The sequence below is a fragment of the Clostridium sp. UBA4548 genome (assembly GCF_002387895.1).
In the GTDB taxonomy this organism is placed as follows: domain Bacteria; phylum Bacillota; class Clostridia; order Clostridiales; family Clostridiaceae; genus Clostridium_J.
This window is the reverse complement of record NZ_DGLI01000021.1, coordinates 262,022-280,071: the sequence shown is the minus strand read 5'-3', so window position 1 is coordinate 280,071 and position 18,050 is coordinate 262,022. Positions and strand designations below refer to the sequence as shown.

Sequence of the window (18,050 nt, the reverse complement as noted above, 5' to 3'; positions counted from 1 at the left end):
AATGTCAAGCAAATTCCTTGAAATTTTTTTATAAAAATTTTTTTATAAATTCAATTCCTTTTAAATCCTAGAAACTCAAAGAGTGTAGTTGTTTTTACAAATTTTTACTATGAAGTTAGGGCCATTTTTGCAGTTGATTAATTAATTACTTTGGTATATAATACCACATATAGTAGTACACTATTAATAAACAACTACATATTGTGTATCATTTTATTTTATAGGGGGTGACTTTGCTGGTCTTTTCGTTGGGATGACTAGCATTTATTATGAAGAGCATAAATAATATTATTAAAAGATATTACACAAAACCACTAGATATAGATAAAAATCTTACTGTATATGATTTATTTCAATGGAAAAAAGTTGATGTATTTTTAAAGGATTATAAATCCAATACAGTAATCGTTGATATGAAAGATTTAGAGTTCCCTGAGAATTATTCCCAAAATGCCTGTGACATTATTGCTTCTAAATATTTTAAAAAAGCAATGGTTCCAAATGAAGTTGGTTATGAGAATAGCATGAAGATGGTAGTTCATAGAATAGTAAACTTTTGGTGTGAAGCTCTAAAGGATGAAGGAATAATTTCTACAGAGGATGAATTTAAAATACTATATGATGAGTTAGCGTATTGCTTTTTAAATCAAATGTATGCCCCAAACTCTCCTCAATGGTTCAATACTGGACTTAAACTATCCTATGGTATTGCTGGTGAAAGCCAAGATAATTTCTATTATAATGAAAATTTAGGAAAAGTAGTGAAAAGTGAAGATGGATACACTCGCACACAAGCATCTGCTTGTTTTATTTTGTCTATTGAAGATAAATTATTGGGTGATCATTCAATTTCTGAGCAATATGTAACAGAAACTAAGCTATTTAAAGGTGGTTCTGGTACTGGAACAAACTATGCTTCCTTAAGAGCAAAGGGAGAGCTTCTTTCAGGAGGAGGAGTTTCTTCTGGAGTTATGAGTTTCCTAAAGGGCTTTGATAGAAATGCAGGAGCAATTAAATCTGGTGGTACAACAAGAAGAGCAGCTAAAATGGTTTGCCTTGATGTAGACCATCCAGAAATAATAGATTTTATCCAGTGGAAAGCTAAAGAAGAAGATAAAGTTCGTGCCTTAGGTAAAATGGGTTATGATGCTACCTTTGAAGGTGAAGCTTATGAAACTGTTTCAGGCCAAAATGGAAATAACTCTATTAGATTTAGTGATGAATTCATGAACAAGGTTGATAATCTTGAAGTTCATCCTAATGAAACTCTAATGCTAAAAGGTAGAGTGGATAGTAAGTTAGATAAAGAAGTAAAAGTTCAGGAACTTTGGGATTTATTCAATAGTTCTGCTTGGCAATGTGCTGATCCAGCACCTCAGTTTGATGACACTTTCAATGCATGGCACACTTGCCCTGCTGGGGAAGACGGAGCATATGGTGCTAAGTACAATAGAATCAATTGCACTAATCCTTGTGGAGAATATGCTTTCTTAGATGATACTTCTTGCAACTTAGCATCTATAAACATTTATAAATTTTACGATGTTAACAATAAATCTTTTGATTTAGATGGATATATTCACTTAGTATCTTTAGTTCAACTAGCTCTTGAAGCTTCAATTCACTGGGGACAATTCCCAACTGAAGATATTGCTCGCAAAACCCATCTATTTAGAACCACTGGCCTTGGAATTGCTAACTTAGCTTCTTTACTGATGGTTATGGGACACCCTTATGACTCTGAAGAAGCAAGAGCTATATCCGCTGCCTTAATAGGTTCTCTTACAGCAACTTCTTATGCTACTTCTGCATTAATGGCAAAAGCTCTTAGTCCATTTGAGAAGTACGAAATAAATAAGGAATACATGTTAGCTGTAATTAGAAATCATGGAAGAGTTGCTGGTGCAGTGAATACTCCTTATGAGAATTTACATTATAAGCCTTTAGAGGTTGATCATGAAATATTAAAGAAAAATAATCTTGGACATCTTTCTAAAGCCTTAAGAAACCTTTGGAAAGAAGCTATTGAAGCTGGAGAAAAATATGGCTTTAGAAATGCTCAAGTGTCTGTAATTGCACCAACTGGTACAATTTCCTTTGCTATGGATTGTGGTGCTACCTCTATTGAGCCATACTTCTCTCATTTTATTTACAAAAAGCTTTCAGGGGGCGGTTTTATGACTATCGTAAACCCTGTTATTGAAGCTTCACTAGATAACTTAGGTTATAATGAGGAAGAAATTAAAGACATAGTTGAATATATATTAAGAAAAGAGACTGTTACAGAAAATGGTTTTGAATATGAAAAAATTGTAGATGGCAAAATTGAAGGTGCTCCTCACCTTAAAGAGGAACATCTTGCTATATTTGATACTGCAAATAAATGTGGTAGCGGTAGCAGATATATTAAACCAATGGGCCATGTTCTAATGATGTCTGCAATAACTCCATTAATTTCTGGAGCTATCTCTAAAACTGTTAACTTACCTAAAACTGCTTCAATTGATGATTTTAAAAGAGTTGTGTTAACTTCTTGGAAGCTTGGAGTAAAAGGAATTTCCCTTTATAGAGATGGTTGTAAAGCAAGCCAACCTCTTAACTCTACTAGTTTAAACGAAGATGATAAAGTTTCTTTAGAAGATTTAACTTACAATCAATTATTAGAAAGAGCAAAATACTTACAGCATAAATCTATGGTTTCAACTAGAGAAAAGCTACAAGGAATAAGATTTGGCACTACTCATCCAGCTCAAATAGATGATGTTAAAATCTATACTACAGTTAATAGAAATGAGCATGGGGAAATATCTGAAATTTATATGACTACGGATAGAGAAGGAACTATTATAACTGGACTTTTAAATTCCTTATCTAAGTCAATTTCAGTAATGCTACAATATCATGTTCCTGCTAGTGATATTGCTAAAATGCTTAGAGGTCAAAAATATGAGCCTTATGGTTTCGTTCAAAAGCATCCATACATTAAAAATGTATCCTCTATCTCTGATTTAATTAGTAAAATCATCGATATAGAGCTTGGAGACTTTTCTAGATGCCAGGTTAAGCCTGACAACTATGAGGGAATTACTAGCAGAGCTAGAACTCTTATAGCTGAAAATGAAATCTCAAGTTCCATTGAAGATCCTTCTTCAATTACAGGTGAAAGAATTTACTCTGAGGTTTGTTCTCACTGTTCAAGTACTAGATTAGTTAAAAATGGCACTTGCAAGGTTTGCCAAGATTGTGGAACAACTACAGGATGTAGCTAACTACTAATAAAAGCTGACTCAAATGAGTCAGCTTTTTTATATGCTTAAATTTCACAAATATATCACAATTCCATGAAAAACTCATTACAACTACAGCTTAAAATAAAATAGTACTGTTTCTTATAGGCATGGTTTTTGGGATGAAGGTTTACTTTATTCATCTGTAAATACTATAATCCAACCTAGATAAGATAATATAATATATAATCTGTATCTTACTTCTGGAGACCTATAAATTTTGCACTTCAAATTATAATATTAACTTTCGGGAGGGGTTACTTTGAAAAAGAAAATTAGATTATTTACTCAAAGCTTTTTCTTTGTTTTAATTGCACTAATAGCTGTAAATCATGGATTATCAGAAAAAGGAATTGCCCTATCATTTATTCCAACAGCTTCGCTTCATGCTATTTGTCCTTTTGGCGGAATAGAAACTTTATATACTCTTTTAACCTCTGGCAAACTATTACCTAAGTTACATGAATCCACTTTAATAATAACTGGTTTAATACTGATTATTTCTTTACTGTTTGGGAAGGTCTTTTGTGGGTGGATTTGTCCCTTAGGTGCTATTCAAGAGTGGATAGGAAAAGTTGGAAGAAGGCTTTTTAAAACAAGGTACAATAGTTTTATTTCTCCAAAACTCCATAAGCTCTTATCCTTTGGTCCTTATATAATCTTACTATTGACCCTGTATGCTACAGCAACAACTGTTAAACTTGCCTTTCTAGATTTTGATCCTTACCATGCACTATTTAGCTTTTGGACTGGAGAGGTTGCTCTTTATAGCATAATTATTTTAGTTTTAATTTTGGTTGCATCCTTAGTTATAGAAAGACCTTGGTGTAAATATTTATGCCCTCTAGGGGTAGTTTTAGGAATCACTAATAAATTTAGATTATTTACTATAAAGAGAAATGATAGCACTTGCATATCCTGCAAATTGTGTGACAAAAAATGTCCTATGAACTTAACCATATCAGATAGCACTAAAATTTCCTCTACAGAATGTATTTCTTGTATGGAATGTACTTCTGAAAATATATGTCCAAAGCAGAATACCCTAGTAATGAAATCTGAAAAATCACATATAAAAAATAAATTTATGCCTTTACTTATTATTCTATTTCTCTTTGGTGGAATACAGGTATCCAAATCTTTCTCTCTTTGGAAAACAGAAAGAAGTGCAGAGCCTGCTAAGATTACCTCTAGTGCCAACATTAGCAAATATGACCCTGCAGATATTAGAGGCTCGTATTCCTTTAAGGAAATTTCAAGTCTTTATAATGTAAAAGAAGAAGACCTTATTACCAGCTTTAAACTAAATGATATTAACCTTAAAGTTAAAGATTTAGAAGCTCTTTATTCGGGTTCTGAAATAGAAATAGGTACAAAGTCTGTGAGATACTTCGTAGCTCTTTACAATGGAATTCCTTTTGATAAGGGCGAAGAGGAAGTCTTCCTCCCCTCCTCTGCTGTAGACCTATTATTATCCACAAAAAATTTAAACCCTGAAGAAATTGATTATTTAAAAACTCATGAAGGAAACTAATTTTAACTAACCATAATTATGAAAAAAGCAAGAAAATCACTGTGATTTCCTTGCTTTTTTAACATTATTAAACTCCTAAGCAAAGCCATATTCACTTTACTTCAAATACTATAGTTTTGCATTTTAATTTAACCTTTATTGATTTTCTTGTTTATCTTCACTATCTTGACTTTCTTCATAATCCACGTCAATAATAGTTGAATCACTATAATCTATAACTGTATCATCCTTATTTTCTTCATAATCATCTTTATTTACATTATAATAATATTTTAAATTTGGATCATCCCTATACTCTTTTTCCAACTTCTTAGCTTTATATTTTAAGTAAATTACTACGCCTGAAATAACTATCACTGCCAATATGATAATAAAAAACAAACTTCTTACAAAGAAACCAAAGACTCCAAATATTACTGGTGAAAACACAATGAATAAAACAACAATCAATATAATTTTTAGTATATCTCCAAAATTATTCATTAATTCTTCTAATTCCTTTCTCTTCTATATTAGGACATATGAATTTTATATTTATTATAGTATAAATCTTTAATTAGTGAAGGTTAATTGCTTCATTTTAATAAAAATTTAATATTATTGAAGCCCTCCATCTACATTTATTATTTGCCCTGTAACATAACTAGAATCCTCACTAGCTAAAAAAACTACTACCTTTGCCACTTCTTCTCCATTCCCTAATCTACCAAGGGGAATTTCACTAATAAGTTCTTCTCTTTCTTCCTTTGATAACCAAGCATTCATATCAGTGTTAATAACACCTGGAGCTACTGCATTAACTCTAATGTTACTTGGTGCAACTTCCTTTGCAAGAGATTTTGTAAAGGAGTTTATTGCTCCTTTAGAGGAAGAGTATAGTACCTCACAGGAAGCTCCCAAGTTTCCCCACATGGAGGAGATATTTATAATATTACCTCTTTTATTGCCAATCATATGCTTTATCACATTATGACTTGTATTATATACGGATTTAAAATTAATATCCATAATGCTATTGTAATCACATTCTTCCATATCCATGAATAGTCCTACCTTGGATATAGCTGCATTATTTACTAGTATATCAATTTTTCCTAAGGTTTTAATTATCTCTTCAATCATGGATGAAGCAAAATTATAATTGCTCACATCTCCTTTTATTAAAATACCATAAGCCCCCATTTCTTTAATTTCCTTTAAGGTCTCTTCAGCTCTTTCATCATCATTAACATAATTTAGTGCTAAAATAGCACCTTCTCGAGCAAATTTTAAGGCTATACTTTTTCCAATGCCCCTGGTTCCTCCTGTTATTAACGCAACTTTTCCTACTAATTTCATATATAAACACCTCTATAGCAAAATATTCTTATTACCTAACTGTAAGTTAGAAAAAATTATTAATCCATAACTTTAACTACCTAGAAAAAACAGCCCTTGTTTTATTGACTTTAGCTGTTAAAATGAGTAAATTTCCTTTTAGCATTATATCTAGAAAATCTACAGTTACTTGTTTATCTAAGAAAGTAACATATAAATATATTATGTATTGTATCCTAAGTAATAAGTTATTTCTATAGAAACTTTAACTCTGCGTTATTATTTAAAATTATTCTAACTTATATAAGTTTTTATTTCTATATTTAAGGTTTAAAGATTCAGTTCTAGCTTCATAATATAACTGTATGCTTATTAAGGAGGATCTCTATGGCTTATAAAATTACTAACCTTTGCACCTGTTGTGGTCTTTGTATTCCTGAATGTCCTTTGAATTGCATTGGAAAGGGTGATAATATTTTTATTATAGATGAACATATTTGTATCGAATGCGGGGCTTGTTCCAATGTATGTCCCGTTAGTGCTCCTATTTTAGACTAATAATCTCCTGCTTATTTTAAAATTATAATTATTTTGTTTACATAAACCCTCTACTTAATCATCCTGTAGAATTATATAAATCTCTTTATTATTTTCTGAAAATATGTTATTATTATGTTGATTTAAGAAAAAGGAGGTTTTTGATTATGGCTTATAAAATTGTTGATGCTTGCATCTCTTGTGGAGCATGTGAAGCTGAATGCCCAGTTAACTGCATAAGCGCTGGAGATGGAATCTACCTAATCGATGGAAATGCTTGTATCGAGTGTGGTGCTTGCGCTAGCGTTTGTCCAGTAGGAGCTCCAGTTCAAGAATAATTGAACATAGAAGTAATCTTAAAAAGTACAAGCTATTAACTTTTGTTAATAGCTTGTGTTTTTTTTATGAAATTATATTATCTTTTAACTTTAATTTGAAGAAACCTAGTTATACCAAGATTCTGCTTCTAGTTTAAGTTACTATCTTATTCCATTAAATCAGTAAAACCTTCACCTAAAGTTTCATGAACATTATAAGTTATTATAAAGGCTTTTGGGTCAATTTCCTTAATAAAGTTTTTTAATCTAATAACTTCCCTTTTTCCAAGAACAGTTGTTATTACCTCTTTATTTTGAAGGGAATAAGCACCTTTTGCATCATATAAGGTTGCACTTCTATCAAGTTCTTTTATTATAAAGTTTTTGATTTCTATTCCTTTACTACTAACTATTTCAACCTTCTTAATTATATTTAACCCTTGAATAGCTGAATCTACTGTAAATCCATTTATTATAACTCCAAGTAAAGAATACATACCTACTGTAGCACCAAAAGCTGCTATAGCTAGTAGAGTAACTAATAAGTCTGCTAGTAAAAGACCCTTTCCTATCTCTAAATGCATGTATTTATTTAATATTTTAGCCACTATATCTGTACCACCGGTAGAGGCATTTTGATTAAATACTATAGCCATACCAATAGCTCCAACTAAAATACCAAAAATAAGGTTTATAAATATATCCTCAGTTACCGGACCACTCATTGGAAATATTGTTTCCATAATCGATATTATAAAAGAAAGCATTAAGCTTGAATATATGGTTTTAACTCCAAAACCAGAGCCTATAAATATAAAACCAATTATAAATAAAATCACATTTAAAACTAGCATTATAGCTCCAACATTTAGCACTGGAAAGTAATAATTAATAACCATCGCAAGACCTGTAACCCCACCTGCTGCTAAATCATTTGGTATTAAAAAGAAGTAAACTCCTGCTGCAACCAATATAAGTCCTATAGTAATCATTACATATTCATAAATTGTTTTTTTCATTTGGAACCCTCCTTAACATATAGTATATTAATAAACTTAAAATTATATTTATTTTTTCACAAATAAAAAACTCTCAACCTACTACGGCAAAGAGTTATGCTCATTTCTAAAAATGTGTACATCAAATTTAGAAAATCTTTATTTTATATAATTAGTCTTAATAAATCTAAAATATATAAGAATAATTATAGTATATTTTACGTTTATCATTGTTACCCAATGATATTATACTACAATTGTTATAGAAAGTAAATATGTTATATTTATGTAAATTTATTCATGTTTAATGAATTTTTATGATATTTTCGCATAATATAAAAGCTATGAATACATAAATAACTAATTTCCATATATCTATAGCTTTGCAATAAATACTCCCTTTGTCACTTCCCTTATATTTTTTATACCTTTTAATTGACAGTAGGGATTTATAAGTTTTATAATTATTCTATGCTTACAAACCTATGAATTTAGTGGTGCAATAAGTTATCATATAAAACTATGGAAAGCACTGGTATAATCACCTGTTATATACACCTTTCTAAAAAATCTATTTTTAAGTATATTTAAGCTTCATTGCTAATATATAATTATAATCCAATTATGAAAAGGATAAATAAATTACAAAAATACTTGTTAATGACTAAGGATGTAAAATGTTGATATAATAGATAACTGGGAGGTACTACCATGGAAAATGAAATAAAAGATATTTTAATTAAATTACTTGAAGGTCAATCGAGAATAGAAACAGAAATTCAAAAAAATTCTGTGCAACTTGAAAAAATCCAAACAGATATAAAAACTTTAGCTGAAGTTCAACAATCCTTCTCAGAACAACTGGATAGGGCAAAAGATAAGGATGGCAAAACTATTGGTGAAAGGCTTGAGGTTATAGAACTTGCAGTAACTACTACCGCTAAAACTGTAACTGACCTTGCTGAAACAGTAGAAGTTCTTAAAGAAACTACTGGAAAAAATGAAATCGATATTAAAGTATTAAAGAAATGTAAATTGAGTACCTTTGCATAATTAAAAGTATAAAAATATTTGCATGTTACCTAATTATAAGATATGTCTTGCACAAAAGCTTATTAACTCATGTATTTAAGAGTAATTTTATTACTCTCTTTTTTATGTCGTCAAAAGGTTTCCAATAACAAAAAAGGACTTAAAGCAAAAGCCTTAAACCCTTGAAAATATTAATTTATCTTAGTAATAAAATTTCTTATTTTAGAATTCAGCTGTTCCTGTAGTTCTTGGGAATGGTATTACGTCTCTAATGTTGCTCATTCCTGTTAAATACATAATCATTCTTTCAAAACCAAGTCCGAAACCAGCATGTTTTGTTCCACCGTATTTTCTAAGCTCTAAATACCACCAGTAATCTTCCTTATGAAGTCCTAGCTCTTCTATTCTCTTCTCAAGAAGGTCTAGTCTTTCCTCTCTTTGGCTTCCACCAATGAGTTCTCCAACTCCTGGCACTAAAAGATCTGTAGCTGCCACTGTTTTGTTGTCATCATTCATTCTCATATAGAAAGCTTTTATATCCTTTGGGTAATCAGTAACAAATACTGGCTTGTTGAATACTTCTTCTGTAATATATCTTTCATGTTCAGTTTGAAGATCACAGCCCCACTCAACTGGATATTGGAACTCTTTATCTGCTTTCTTTAAAAGCTCCACAGCTTCAGTATAAGTTATCTTACCAAATTCTGAATTTGCTACATTAGTTAATCTTTCAATTAAGCCTTTATCTACAAAGCTGTTGAAGAATTCCATCTCTTCTGGAGCATTTTCCATTACATAGTTAATGATATATTTTATCATATCCTCTGCAAGTTCCATATCATCATTTAAATCTGCAAAAGAAATCTCTGGCTCAATCATCCAAAACTCTGCTGCATGTCTTGGAGTGTTTGAATTTTCTGCTCTGAAAGTTGGTCCGAAAGTATAAACATTTCTAAAAGCAAGAGCATAAGCCTCTGCTGCTAACTGTCCACTAACTGTAAGGTTAGTTTCTTTTCCAAAGAAGTCTTGTTTATAATCAATTTTTCCTTCTTCAGTTTTTGGAATGCTGTTTAGATCCATTGTTGTAACTCTAAACATTTCTCCAGCACCCTCACAGTCACTTCCAGTTATAATTGGTGTATGAGTATACACAAAGCCTCTTTCTTGGAAGAACTTATGAATTGCAAAAGCTGTTAAAGAACGTACTCTGAATACAGCTGAAAAAGCATTACTTCTTGGTCTTAAGTGTGCTATTGTTCTTAAATATTCAAAGCTGTGTCTTTTCTTTTGAAGTGGATAATCACTAGAGGATTCTCCTTCAACCACTATTTTTGTAGCTTTAATCTCAAAAGACTGTTTTGCCTCTGGAGTTAAAACCACATTTCCTATTACAGTAATAGATGAGCTTATGCTTAACTTTTCTATTTCTTTAAAGTTTTCTAAAGCATCCTCAAATACTACTTGAACATTTTTAAAGAAGCTTCCATCATTTACTTCAATGAACCCAAAGGCTTTTGAAGATCTTAAAGTCCTAATCCATCCAGAAATAGCTACTTCTTTTTCTGCAAACTTTTCAGTTTCTCTGTAAAGTTGTTTTACTAATACTTTTTCCATAATAACTCCTCCTATATTATTACAAACCAAAGTTTGTTTATTTATATATTAAAAATTAAGCATCTTCAATTTAAAATTGAGGTTTACTTATATTTTTATAGATTAAACTTATTTAAATTAAAATTCTTCTAGTGTGATTTCAATTACTTTGTTTTGCTTTATCTTTTTTAAAATAAAAAAAGCCTTTCATCCCTAAGTAAAGGGACGAAAAGCATTATTTCGCGGTACCACCCAATTTGTGATAAAAATCACCGGCTCTATCAGTACGGAGAGTTCTCGATACTGTTCAAGGATAACGGTATGATGCCGTCTAAGTCTACTCTCCAAAGGATTTCGGTTAGAAACTCAAAGATGTTCTTCAATATAAGCTTCATATTGGTCTTCCACCCTCACCAACTCGCTTTAACTACTTCTTATATCTACTCTTCTTATCATAGTTTTTGTTTTTGTGTTACTTCTATAATATACAATAGTTCTAAAAATTATACTAAATTTGTATATAAAATATTATATGTCTTAAATATATTATTGTCAAACAATAATTTTTATGAATCTATGTATTTTCCGACTAAAAAAATTCCCTACATAAATCCTCGCAAGGAATTTTAAATTTACTTGTTTTATTTCAGCTTCAAAGCCTTAAGTAAACTTTTATTATCTAAAATATACTTAAATATTACTACTCCTACAATTGAAACCACAGTAAATTCCCCTATTGCTACTTGAAGTGTAGATAACCAAAATGGAAGGTTTAACACATAATATAGCTCTGCCCCAACCATGAAAGCATTAAATATTGTTGGCCAAAGGGATGCAATAAAAAGATTTTTGCTTTTACTTATACCAATGGTAGCAAATAATGTAGCCAAAGTTCCAATAATAACATCTACCATACCCATAGGACTCAATAAAAAATTTGAAATAAAGCATCCTATAGTAAGAGCAGGTATGTATAATGGATCTACAAAAGCTAACAATACCATAACTTCAGAAAATCTAAATTGTACACCTAAAAAAGACAATGGTGCAAAAACAAAGGTAAGCGCTACATATATAGCAGCTACTAAAGCCATTTTTAGCAATTTCACTAAATTTTCATTATTATTCATTTCAATTTTCCCCCTATAAGGCATCTGAAAATAAATAACAAGTCAAAGATATAAAGAATATTTTGAGTTCACAAGCAAGCTTGTATCGACAAGGAAACAGGTTCCGCAGATAGTGGTGCTATCTAGTGGTTCTGTTGACTCAGTATAACTCAAAATAGACAATCATACTGACTTATTTATTTTTTGAAGATGCCAGTTATATTTAACAGTGGGCTAGCTCCCATATTTAACTTCAGCATTATTATTTGCGCAAGGTAAAATATAAATCCATATAAGTTGCTTAATTTATATAGTCTCAGAAGATTTCTAGAAACTAAAACTAAAATTAAATTTTTCAAATGAATTAGCTTCTTAAACAACCAAATTAGTATAGATCTTACTCTAATATCTAGTTGTAAGCTAACTTTATTGCACAAATAAATAAGGCTGCCAAAATGACAGCCTTGTAATCTTTAACGAATGAGAATTAGCCCTTGTAAATAAATTTACAAAGGGGTTTAAAGATTTCAATGCCGTAGTTTTATTTAAAGACAGGAGGCTTCCGAACTGTCCATTTAGTTTTATCGTATTTCATTATACAGCTTAACCTATTGAAAATCAATGTTAATCTTCATTAATTAAATACAGAAGATTATCATCCACATTATAAAATAACGGAGCTACAAGTATGTTTGGATACTTGTTTCTTAATCTTTTTGCCTCACTTAGTAGGAAATCTATTTCATTATCAATTTCAAACATTGGAGCAAAGTTCCTAAAGTGTTCCTCTGCTTGTTTTTCTTCCCAACCTGCATTTTCCACTAAACCTTTAATAAATTTATCTTTTTTAGACATTAAATTAACCATACCACAGTTATTATGACCCGTTAAAGCTATGGCTTTTACCCCTCCCACTGCAATGGCATAGGATACCTTAAATTCACTATAACGCAAGTTTCCACCACCGGAGCGTATAATATACGAAAAGTTATTAGGAATTTTTAGCTGCTTTCTATTATCCATACACATACCTATTAATAGCTCAGCCTTTTCATACTCATCAAAAGAATACCCTAAATTATGATATTTTAGAAGTTTTTCTATTGGAGTACCTTTATACTTTAAAGAAATATCTCCATCACTTACTACCTTTATTAATCTTTCCATAGAATTTGTATACGGATTTGCACTTAGGCATCTTCAAAAAATAAGTAAGTCAATCTGCTCGTCTATTTTGTGCTATACTGCGTCAACAGAACCCTTTGATAGCCCTACTATCTGAGGAACCTGTTTCCTTGTCAGCACAAGCTTGCTTGTGAACTCAAAATATCCTTCACATCCTTGACTTGTTATTTATTTTCAGATGCCTTAATCCATACTTTCCCCTTTCGAAATTTAATATAATTATATTAGGTATTTTTGACACTAGCAATAATTTTATATCTAGAGTTTTTAAATATTGTGATTTAGTTTTAAATTTTGTGTTAATTACAATCATATATCATTTAATAAATTAACTTAAACGTTACTTCTTTAATTCACTATTTAATCATTTCAATAGGAGCCTCTAATATGGGACTCCTTATATGAAAAATACATAATATTACTAGTTTATTATATTATTGATGTATCTTAGCCATATTGTTTATAGTATAGAAATATTTTACTGTTATAATAATATTAAGGCATCTGAAAATAAAAAGGAGGTATAAAAATGTTAGATTTATTAAAAAGACGAAGAAGTATTAGAAAATATACCACCAAGGAAATTGAAAAGGAAAAGGTTCTTCAGTTAGTACAAGGAGCTTTATTATCTCCTTCTTCTAGAAATTTAAGACCTTGGGAATTTGTTGTGGTAGAAGATAAAGCTATTCTTGAAAAATTATCTTCTTCAAAACCTGGTGGAGGTTTTTTAAAAAATGCACAGCTTGGCATAGTTATTCTTGGAAATCCTGATATTAGTGATGTTTGGATTGAGGACACCTCAATTGCATCAACAATAATACATCTTTTATCCTACGATCTAGGACTTGGCTCTTGCTGGATTCAGATTAGGGAAAGAAATCATAATGAGTCAGCTTCAGCTGAAGAATATATTAGACTGATATTAGGAATTCCAGAAAACCTAAAAGTTTTATCCATCCTATCCATAGGATATCCAGATGAAGCAAAACCAGCTAACAATGAGGAAGATTTAAATTATGAAAAAGTTCACTTAAATACTTATGGAAGCAAGTTTGTTAAATAATTTTAAATATATTCTATATAATAAAATTAGTGCAATGAATAAACAGCCCCTTGTTTTCTAAACAAGGGGCTGTTTACATTATATAGTTTTTCTTTATACAATTATTACATTTTTGCATCCATTTGAAATTGCTATTTCCTTAAGCTCTTCCATATATTCCTGAGTTGGCACAGAGGATTTTATTAAGTTTTCTCTAACACCAAGTGGTCTATATTTAATGAGTTTATAAATTATATTAGGGTTTATGTTGGCAAGGAGCTTACTTCCTTCATCTACAGTTTTTTTACTGTCTAAAACCTGTGGAACTACCACCGTTCTAATTTCATAAACCTTATCCAGCTTTCCTAGAATCTTTATATTTTCTATAACAGTTTGGTTCTCTAGCCCTGTAAGCATTTTGTTTTCTTCACTGTCATAAGCTTTTAAATCTATCATTGTCTTATCCATCACTTCTAATAGCTCTTTGTTATTATATATGGGCGTAGAGCCATTAGTGTCTATGAAGGTAGTAAGTCCCATTTTTTTAACTTCTCTAAAAAGTTCTGTTAAGAAATCACTTTGTAGTGTGCATTCTCCCCCAGATACAGTAATTCCAGATATAAAATATCTGGTCTTTTGCAGATACTTTAGTATATCCGCCACTGTCATTGGAGTTATTTTAGGACTACTATTTCTTTTGCATTCAGCAATGCATCTATCACAGTTTTGACATTTTTCTATATCATAAATTACTTTTCCCTCTATTTTAGATAAAGCTCCATATTCACAATGTGGAACACAAAGTCCACAGTTATTGCAATGATTTATGGTTTCTGGATTATGGCAGTATAGGCAGTTATAATTACATCCTTGAAGAAAAATAGCTGTTCTATTCCCCTCTCCATCTACATTGCTAAAGGGAATTATTTTATTTACTAGGGCAAATTTACTCATTGTGTCTTAGCTTTCTTTCAAGAATTTTTGAGTTTTTAACTGCACCATAACCTAATGCCACTGTATCTTGTAAAACCTGCTCTCCTCTATCTAACTTTTCAATATCTGAACGTTTAACTAAATATCCTGTGATTCTTATTACATCACAATCATCACAATATAGTGAGAAATATCTCATATCTAAAGAGAAGGCTCCTTTTATCACATCTAAGATAGATTTAGGGTTATTTTTTGACATAGTGTCAAATTTAAAGATATCGCCAATTCCTGATGGGAAGTACTTATGGAATACTGCACTTTGCACTAAATGCTCATGTAGCACTGGTTCTTCTCCAATTGGAATTCTGCATCCCGGACTTGTTTCGCAGTCTGTTTCAATTCCAACCTGTGCATGAAGAAGGAAATGTCCATTGGTTGGAACGCAGTATGGATTATTGTGATTATTCACTATTTCTTCCATCTTACTTATAATAGCTTCACCAAGTTTATTAGCTTCTTCACTGTGTCCAAATCTATCCTTTTGTTCTGTTGCACCTAAAAGAGTGTTTACACATTCGGCAAGGCCTACTAAGCCGAACATAGCTGTAAATCTATCCTTGCTAATTAATCCTTCCCTAACTAGGAAGTTTGATTCAAAGAAGTTACTTTCTTCTACAATGAATTTAATTCTTTTATCCATGTAATCTAACATAACATCCATAGCTTCTGGAAGCACATTATTTAAAAAGTCTTGTTCATTCTTAGCCTTTTTTGCTACCTTTGATAAAATCATTCTAACTAAAGTATAACTTCCTCCACCAATGTGTAGTCCATTATAGCAGCTAGCAATACCATAGTCTTCTCCAAATTCTTTAGAGAACATTCTATGATTTGCAAAGCTAGGTTTTGCACAAGAAAGTGCAGTTTTTATTGCTTCTATGGCAAAATCATCGCTAGTTTCTTCACTATATTTTAAAGTTATATTAGGTGTAGCATTTTGAAGTTCTCTTTCAACTTCTAATATAATTTTTCCTGCTTTAGTTGCTCTTGGCCCAATATTACCATGGCAGAAAGAATCTGTAATAGTTCTATCTATGTGTTTTAAGAAAAACTTAATTGCAGCATAAGCTTCTTTTTCATCTTTTACAAAAGGTTCTAATAAATAATCTATATTTCCTACATATACTGGAAAGGAAGTTATGGATGGTACATGCTTATAAAGTATTAATAGATTATTTACAGCTTCCCAAATACTTGTAGCAGGCTCTAATCTTAAAAACTCACTGCCTTGCTTCATGAACTTTTCATAATCTGGTACAATGTATCTTGGTCTATAAGGAGCTAATCCTTCATTTAAGTCACAAATAAGGCCTTCATCTCTGTAGTTTTTTATTTTTTCATTCATATTTAAAACGTCTAAACTATTTTCTGCTGCTCTTGCTAAATTAAGTACCTTCATCTCGTAGGTCAAAGTTTTATCCTTTATAATGTTAAGGATTTCATTACTCATATTACTTCACTCCTTCTTAAGATTCAAAAATATATAGTTCATAAAACTAAAAGTTTTCTACAAAATTCCTTATATTTTGACTTATATATTTATTATAGCTTAAATTTTTAATTTATAAATATATTATACTAAAATACTGATTATAATTCCATAGTTATTAATAATAATTATTAACAAATAATTTATTCTAAGCACTTCTTTACATATAAATTCTCTATTACAACCTTCTTAATATTTAAATTGGGATTTTATCTTATTACTAACCTTTTTCTTCTAAATTTTCTTATTACCATATAAGCACTTGCTTATATAAACCCTCTAATATATGTGTATATCTGTGATATTACCATAACTTTCTATTGACTTTTAACCATTAAGGTTTTACAATTCTATTAGATAATTCGTAAAAAAGTTCTCATAATTTTTTACAAATTTAATATATTTATTTTTAGGTGCTTATAAAAGCATAAAAGGGAAAGTGTGAAACACTGCAGCCCCCGCTACTGTATATGGTGACAAAGCTTGAATACCACTGTGATAAACGGGAAGGTAAGCTAAGGATGAACCATAAGCCAGGAGACCTACCTAGAAATCGATAATCACTTTCGGAGGGAAAGGAGATGGATGCAATTCGTCAACCAGCCTCTTTGTGGGCTTTTTTTTATTTACTGGAAAAATTTTAAGGAGATGAAAAAATGAAATCAATGAAAAAACTTTTTAGTTTGTTTATATCAATGATCTTTATTTCCTCTTTATTAGTTGGTTGTAGCAAACCTGCTACTAATGAAGAAAAAAAAGAAAATAAATCAGCAACTACTTATCCAATGACTATCACTGATTCTTATGGAAAAGAAGTTACTATTAATAAGAAACCTGAGAAAATAGTTTCTCTTGGTCCAAACACTACTGAAATAGTATTTGCTCTTGGTCTTGGAGATAAGTTAGTAGGAAGAACTGATTTCTGTGACTACCCAAGTGAAGTTTCAAAAGTTGAATCTATTGGATCTCTTATGGAACCAAATGTGGAGAAAATAGTTTCTTTAAAACCTGATTTAGTTTTAGCCTCTACACATGTAAAAGAAGATGTAGTTAATAAATTAAGAGATTTAGGAATTACTGTTCTTGCTGTTTATGAAAAAGATAGCTTTGAGGGAACGTTTACTATAATTGAGAAGATAGGAACTGTTTTAGGCGAAACTGATAAAGCTAAGAAAATTACTGATGATATGAAAGCAAAAATCTCTACTGTTGAAACTAAAACTAAAAGTATAACTAATAAACCAAAAGTTTATTATGTTGTAGACTTTGGCGCTAATGGAGATTTCACTGCCGGTGGTGATACTTTTATTAATAAAATAATTGAGCTAGCTGGTGGAGAAAACATCGCTAAGGATCTTCAAGGCTGGCAATATAGCTTTGAAAAAATCGTTGAAAATGACCCTGATATAATAATCTGCACAAGCAATTTTGGTGCTAAAAACAACTTAATCAACGATCCTAAATACAAGGAGTTGAGAGCAGTTAAAGAGGGTAAAGTCTTTGAAATTGATGAGAATATCATAGTAAGACAAGGACCTAGACTAGCTACTGGACTTGAGGAAATGACTAAACTTCTTCATCCAGAACTATTTAAATAAATTTAATAGCATAGGGATA

Annotated in this window: 15 protein-coding genes, 1 riboswitch and 1 other annotated feature; of the genes, 7 read left to right on the top strand and 8 right to left on the bottom strand. The window is 30.7% G+C overall.

The window, feature by feature from the left end; genetic code table 11:
- Positions 1–269: 269 nt before the first annotated feature.
- Both B3040_RS07705 and B3040_RS07700 read left to right on the top strand, forming a co-directional pair.
- A complete protein-coding gene (locus B3040_RS07705) occupies positions 270–3,269 on the top strand; it encodes a vitamin B12-dependent ribonucleotide reductase (protein WP_291571869.1) in 3,000 nt (999 codons plus the stop codon).
- Positions 3,270–3,549: 280 nt separating this feature from the next.
- Positions 3,550–4,821 (top strand): 4Fe-4S binding protein, encoded by a 1,272-nt coding sequence (locus tag B3040_RS07700; RefSeq protein WP_291571866.1) that lies wholly within the window; start codon positions 3,550–3,552, stop codon positions 4,819–4,821.
- Positions 4,822–4,956: 135 nt separating this feature from the next.
- On the opposite strand, the gene B3040_RS07695 is transcribed toward B3040_RS07700, so the two are convergent.
- On the bottom strand, positions 4,957–5,304 hold the full coding sequence (locus B3040_RS07695; RefSeq protein WP_291571864.1) for a hypothetical protein: 348 nt from the start codon (positions 5,302–5,304) through the stop codon (positions 4,957–4,959).
- Positions 5,305–5,418: 114 nt separating this feature from the next.
- Positions 5,419–6,159, bottom strand: a complete 741-nt coding sequence (ymfI, locus tag B3040_RS07690) for an elongation factor P 5-aminopentanone reductase (protein ID WP_291571862.1) — start codon at positions 6,157–6,159, stop codon at positions 5,419–5,421.
- Between the two features lie 366 nt (positions 6,160–6,525).
- On the opposite strand from ymfI, the gene B3040_RS07685 reads away from it, so the two are divergent.
- On the top strand, positions 6,526–6,696 hold the full coding sequence (locus B3040_RS07685) for a DUF362 domain-containing protein (protein ID WP_017413271.1): 171 nt from the start codon (positions 6,526–6,528) through the stop codon (positions 6,694–6,696).
- Positions 6,697–6,842: 146 nt separating this feature from the next.
- Entirely contained in the window at positions 6,843–7,013 is a 171-nt protein-coding gene (locus tag B3040_RS07680; protein ID WP_017413272.1) for a DUF362 domain-containing protein, read from the top strand.
- A gap of 146 nt (positions 7,014–7,159) precedes the next feature.
- Here B3040_RS07680 and B3040_RS07675 read toward each other — a convergent pair whose 3' ends face one another.
- Complete coding sequence (locus B3040_RS07675) at positions 7,160–8,011, bottom strand: YitT family protein (RefSeq protein WP_291571858.1); 852 nt, start codon at positions 8,009–8,011, stop codon at positions 7,160–7,162.
- Positions 8,012–8,701: 690 nt separating this feature from the next.
- On the opposite strand from B3040_RS07675, the gene B3040_RS07670 reads away from it, so the two are divergent.
- Entirely contained in the window at positions 8,702–9,043 is a 342-nt protein-coding gene (locus B3040_RS07670) for a hypothetical protein (RefSeq protein ID WP_291571856.1), read from the top strand.
- Positions 9,044–9,244: 201 nt separating this feature from the next.
- On the opposite strand, the gene asnS is transcribed toward B3040_RS07670, so the two are convergent.
- The 3 genes from asnS to B3040_RS07655 form a co-directional block, all read right to left on the bottom strand.
- Positions 9,245–10,636: an asparagine--tRNA ligase gene (gene asnS / locus B3040_RS07665; RefSeq protein WP_414632526.1), complete on the bottom strand. Its 1,392-nt coding sequence runs from the start codon at positions 10,634–10,636 to the stop codon at positions 9,245–9,247.
- 197 nt (positions 10,637–10,833) lie between these two features.
- Positions 10,834–11,080: a binding site (T-box leader), on the bottom strand.
- A 176-nt stretch (positions 11,081–11,256) separates the two neighbouring features.
- The gene (locus B3040_RS07660) at positions 11,257–11,745 is read right to left on the bottom strand and encodes a QueT transporter family protein (RefSeq protein ID WP_291571854.1); all 489 of its coding nucleotides are present in this window, start codon (positions 11,743–11,745) and stop codon (positions 11,257–11,259) included.
- A gap of 603 nt (positions 11,746–12,348) precedes the next feature.
- Positions 12,349–12,891, bottom strand: a complete 543-nt coding sequence (locus B3040_RS07655; RefSeq protein WP_291571852.1) for a carbonic anhydrase — start codon at positions 12,889–12,891, stop codon at positions 12,349–12,351.
- A 547-nt stretch (positions 12,892–13,438) separates the two neighbouring features.
- On the opposite strand from B3040_RS07655, the gene B3040_RS07650 reads away from it, so the two are divergent.
- Positions 13,439–13,972, top strand: a complete 534-nt coding sequence (locus B3040_RS07650; protein WP_291571850.1) for a nitroreductase family protein — start codon at positions 13,439–13,441, stop codon at positions 13,970–13,972.
- A 93-nt stretch (positions 13,973–14,065) separates the two neighbouring features.
- On the opposite strand, the gene B3040_RS07645 is transcribed toward B3040_RS07650, so the two are convergent.
- Positions 14,066–14,905, bottom strand: coding sequence for a YjjW family glycine radical enzyme activase (locus tag B3040_RS07645; RefSeq protein WP_291571848.1), 840 nt, complete (start codon positions 14,903–14,905; stop codon positions 14,066–14,068).
- Positions 14,898–16,394 carry a YjjI family glycine radical enzyme gene (locus B3040_RS07640; protein ID WP_291571847.1) on the bottom strand — a complete coding sequence of 499 codons (1,497 nt, stop codon included), beginning with the start codon at positions 16,392–16,394 and terminating at the stop codon, positions 14,898–14,900. The genes B3040_RS07645 and B3040_RS07640 overlap by 8 nt, the downstream gene beginning before the upstream one ends.
- A 433-nt stretch (positions 16,395–16,827) precedes the next feature.
- Positions 16,828–16,997, top strand: a riboswitch (cobalamin riboswitch).
- Between the two features lie 92 nt (positions 16,998–17,089).
- Between B3040_RS07640 and B3040_RS07635 the strand changes: the two genes are divergently transcribed.
- Positions 17,090–18,031 carry an ABC transporter substrate-binding protein gene (locus B3040_RS07635; protein WP_291571844.1) on the top strand — a complete coding sequence of 314 codons (942 nt, stop codon included), beginning with the start codon at positions 17,090–17,092 and terminating at the stop codon, positions 18,029–18,031.
- Positions 18,032–18,050 lie beyond the last annotated feature (19 nt).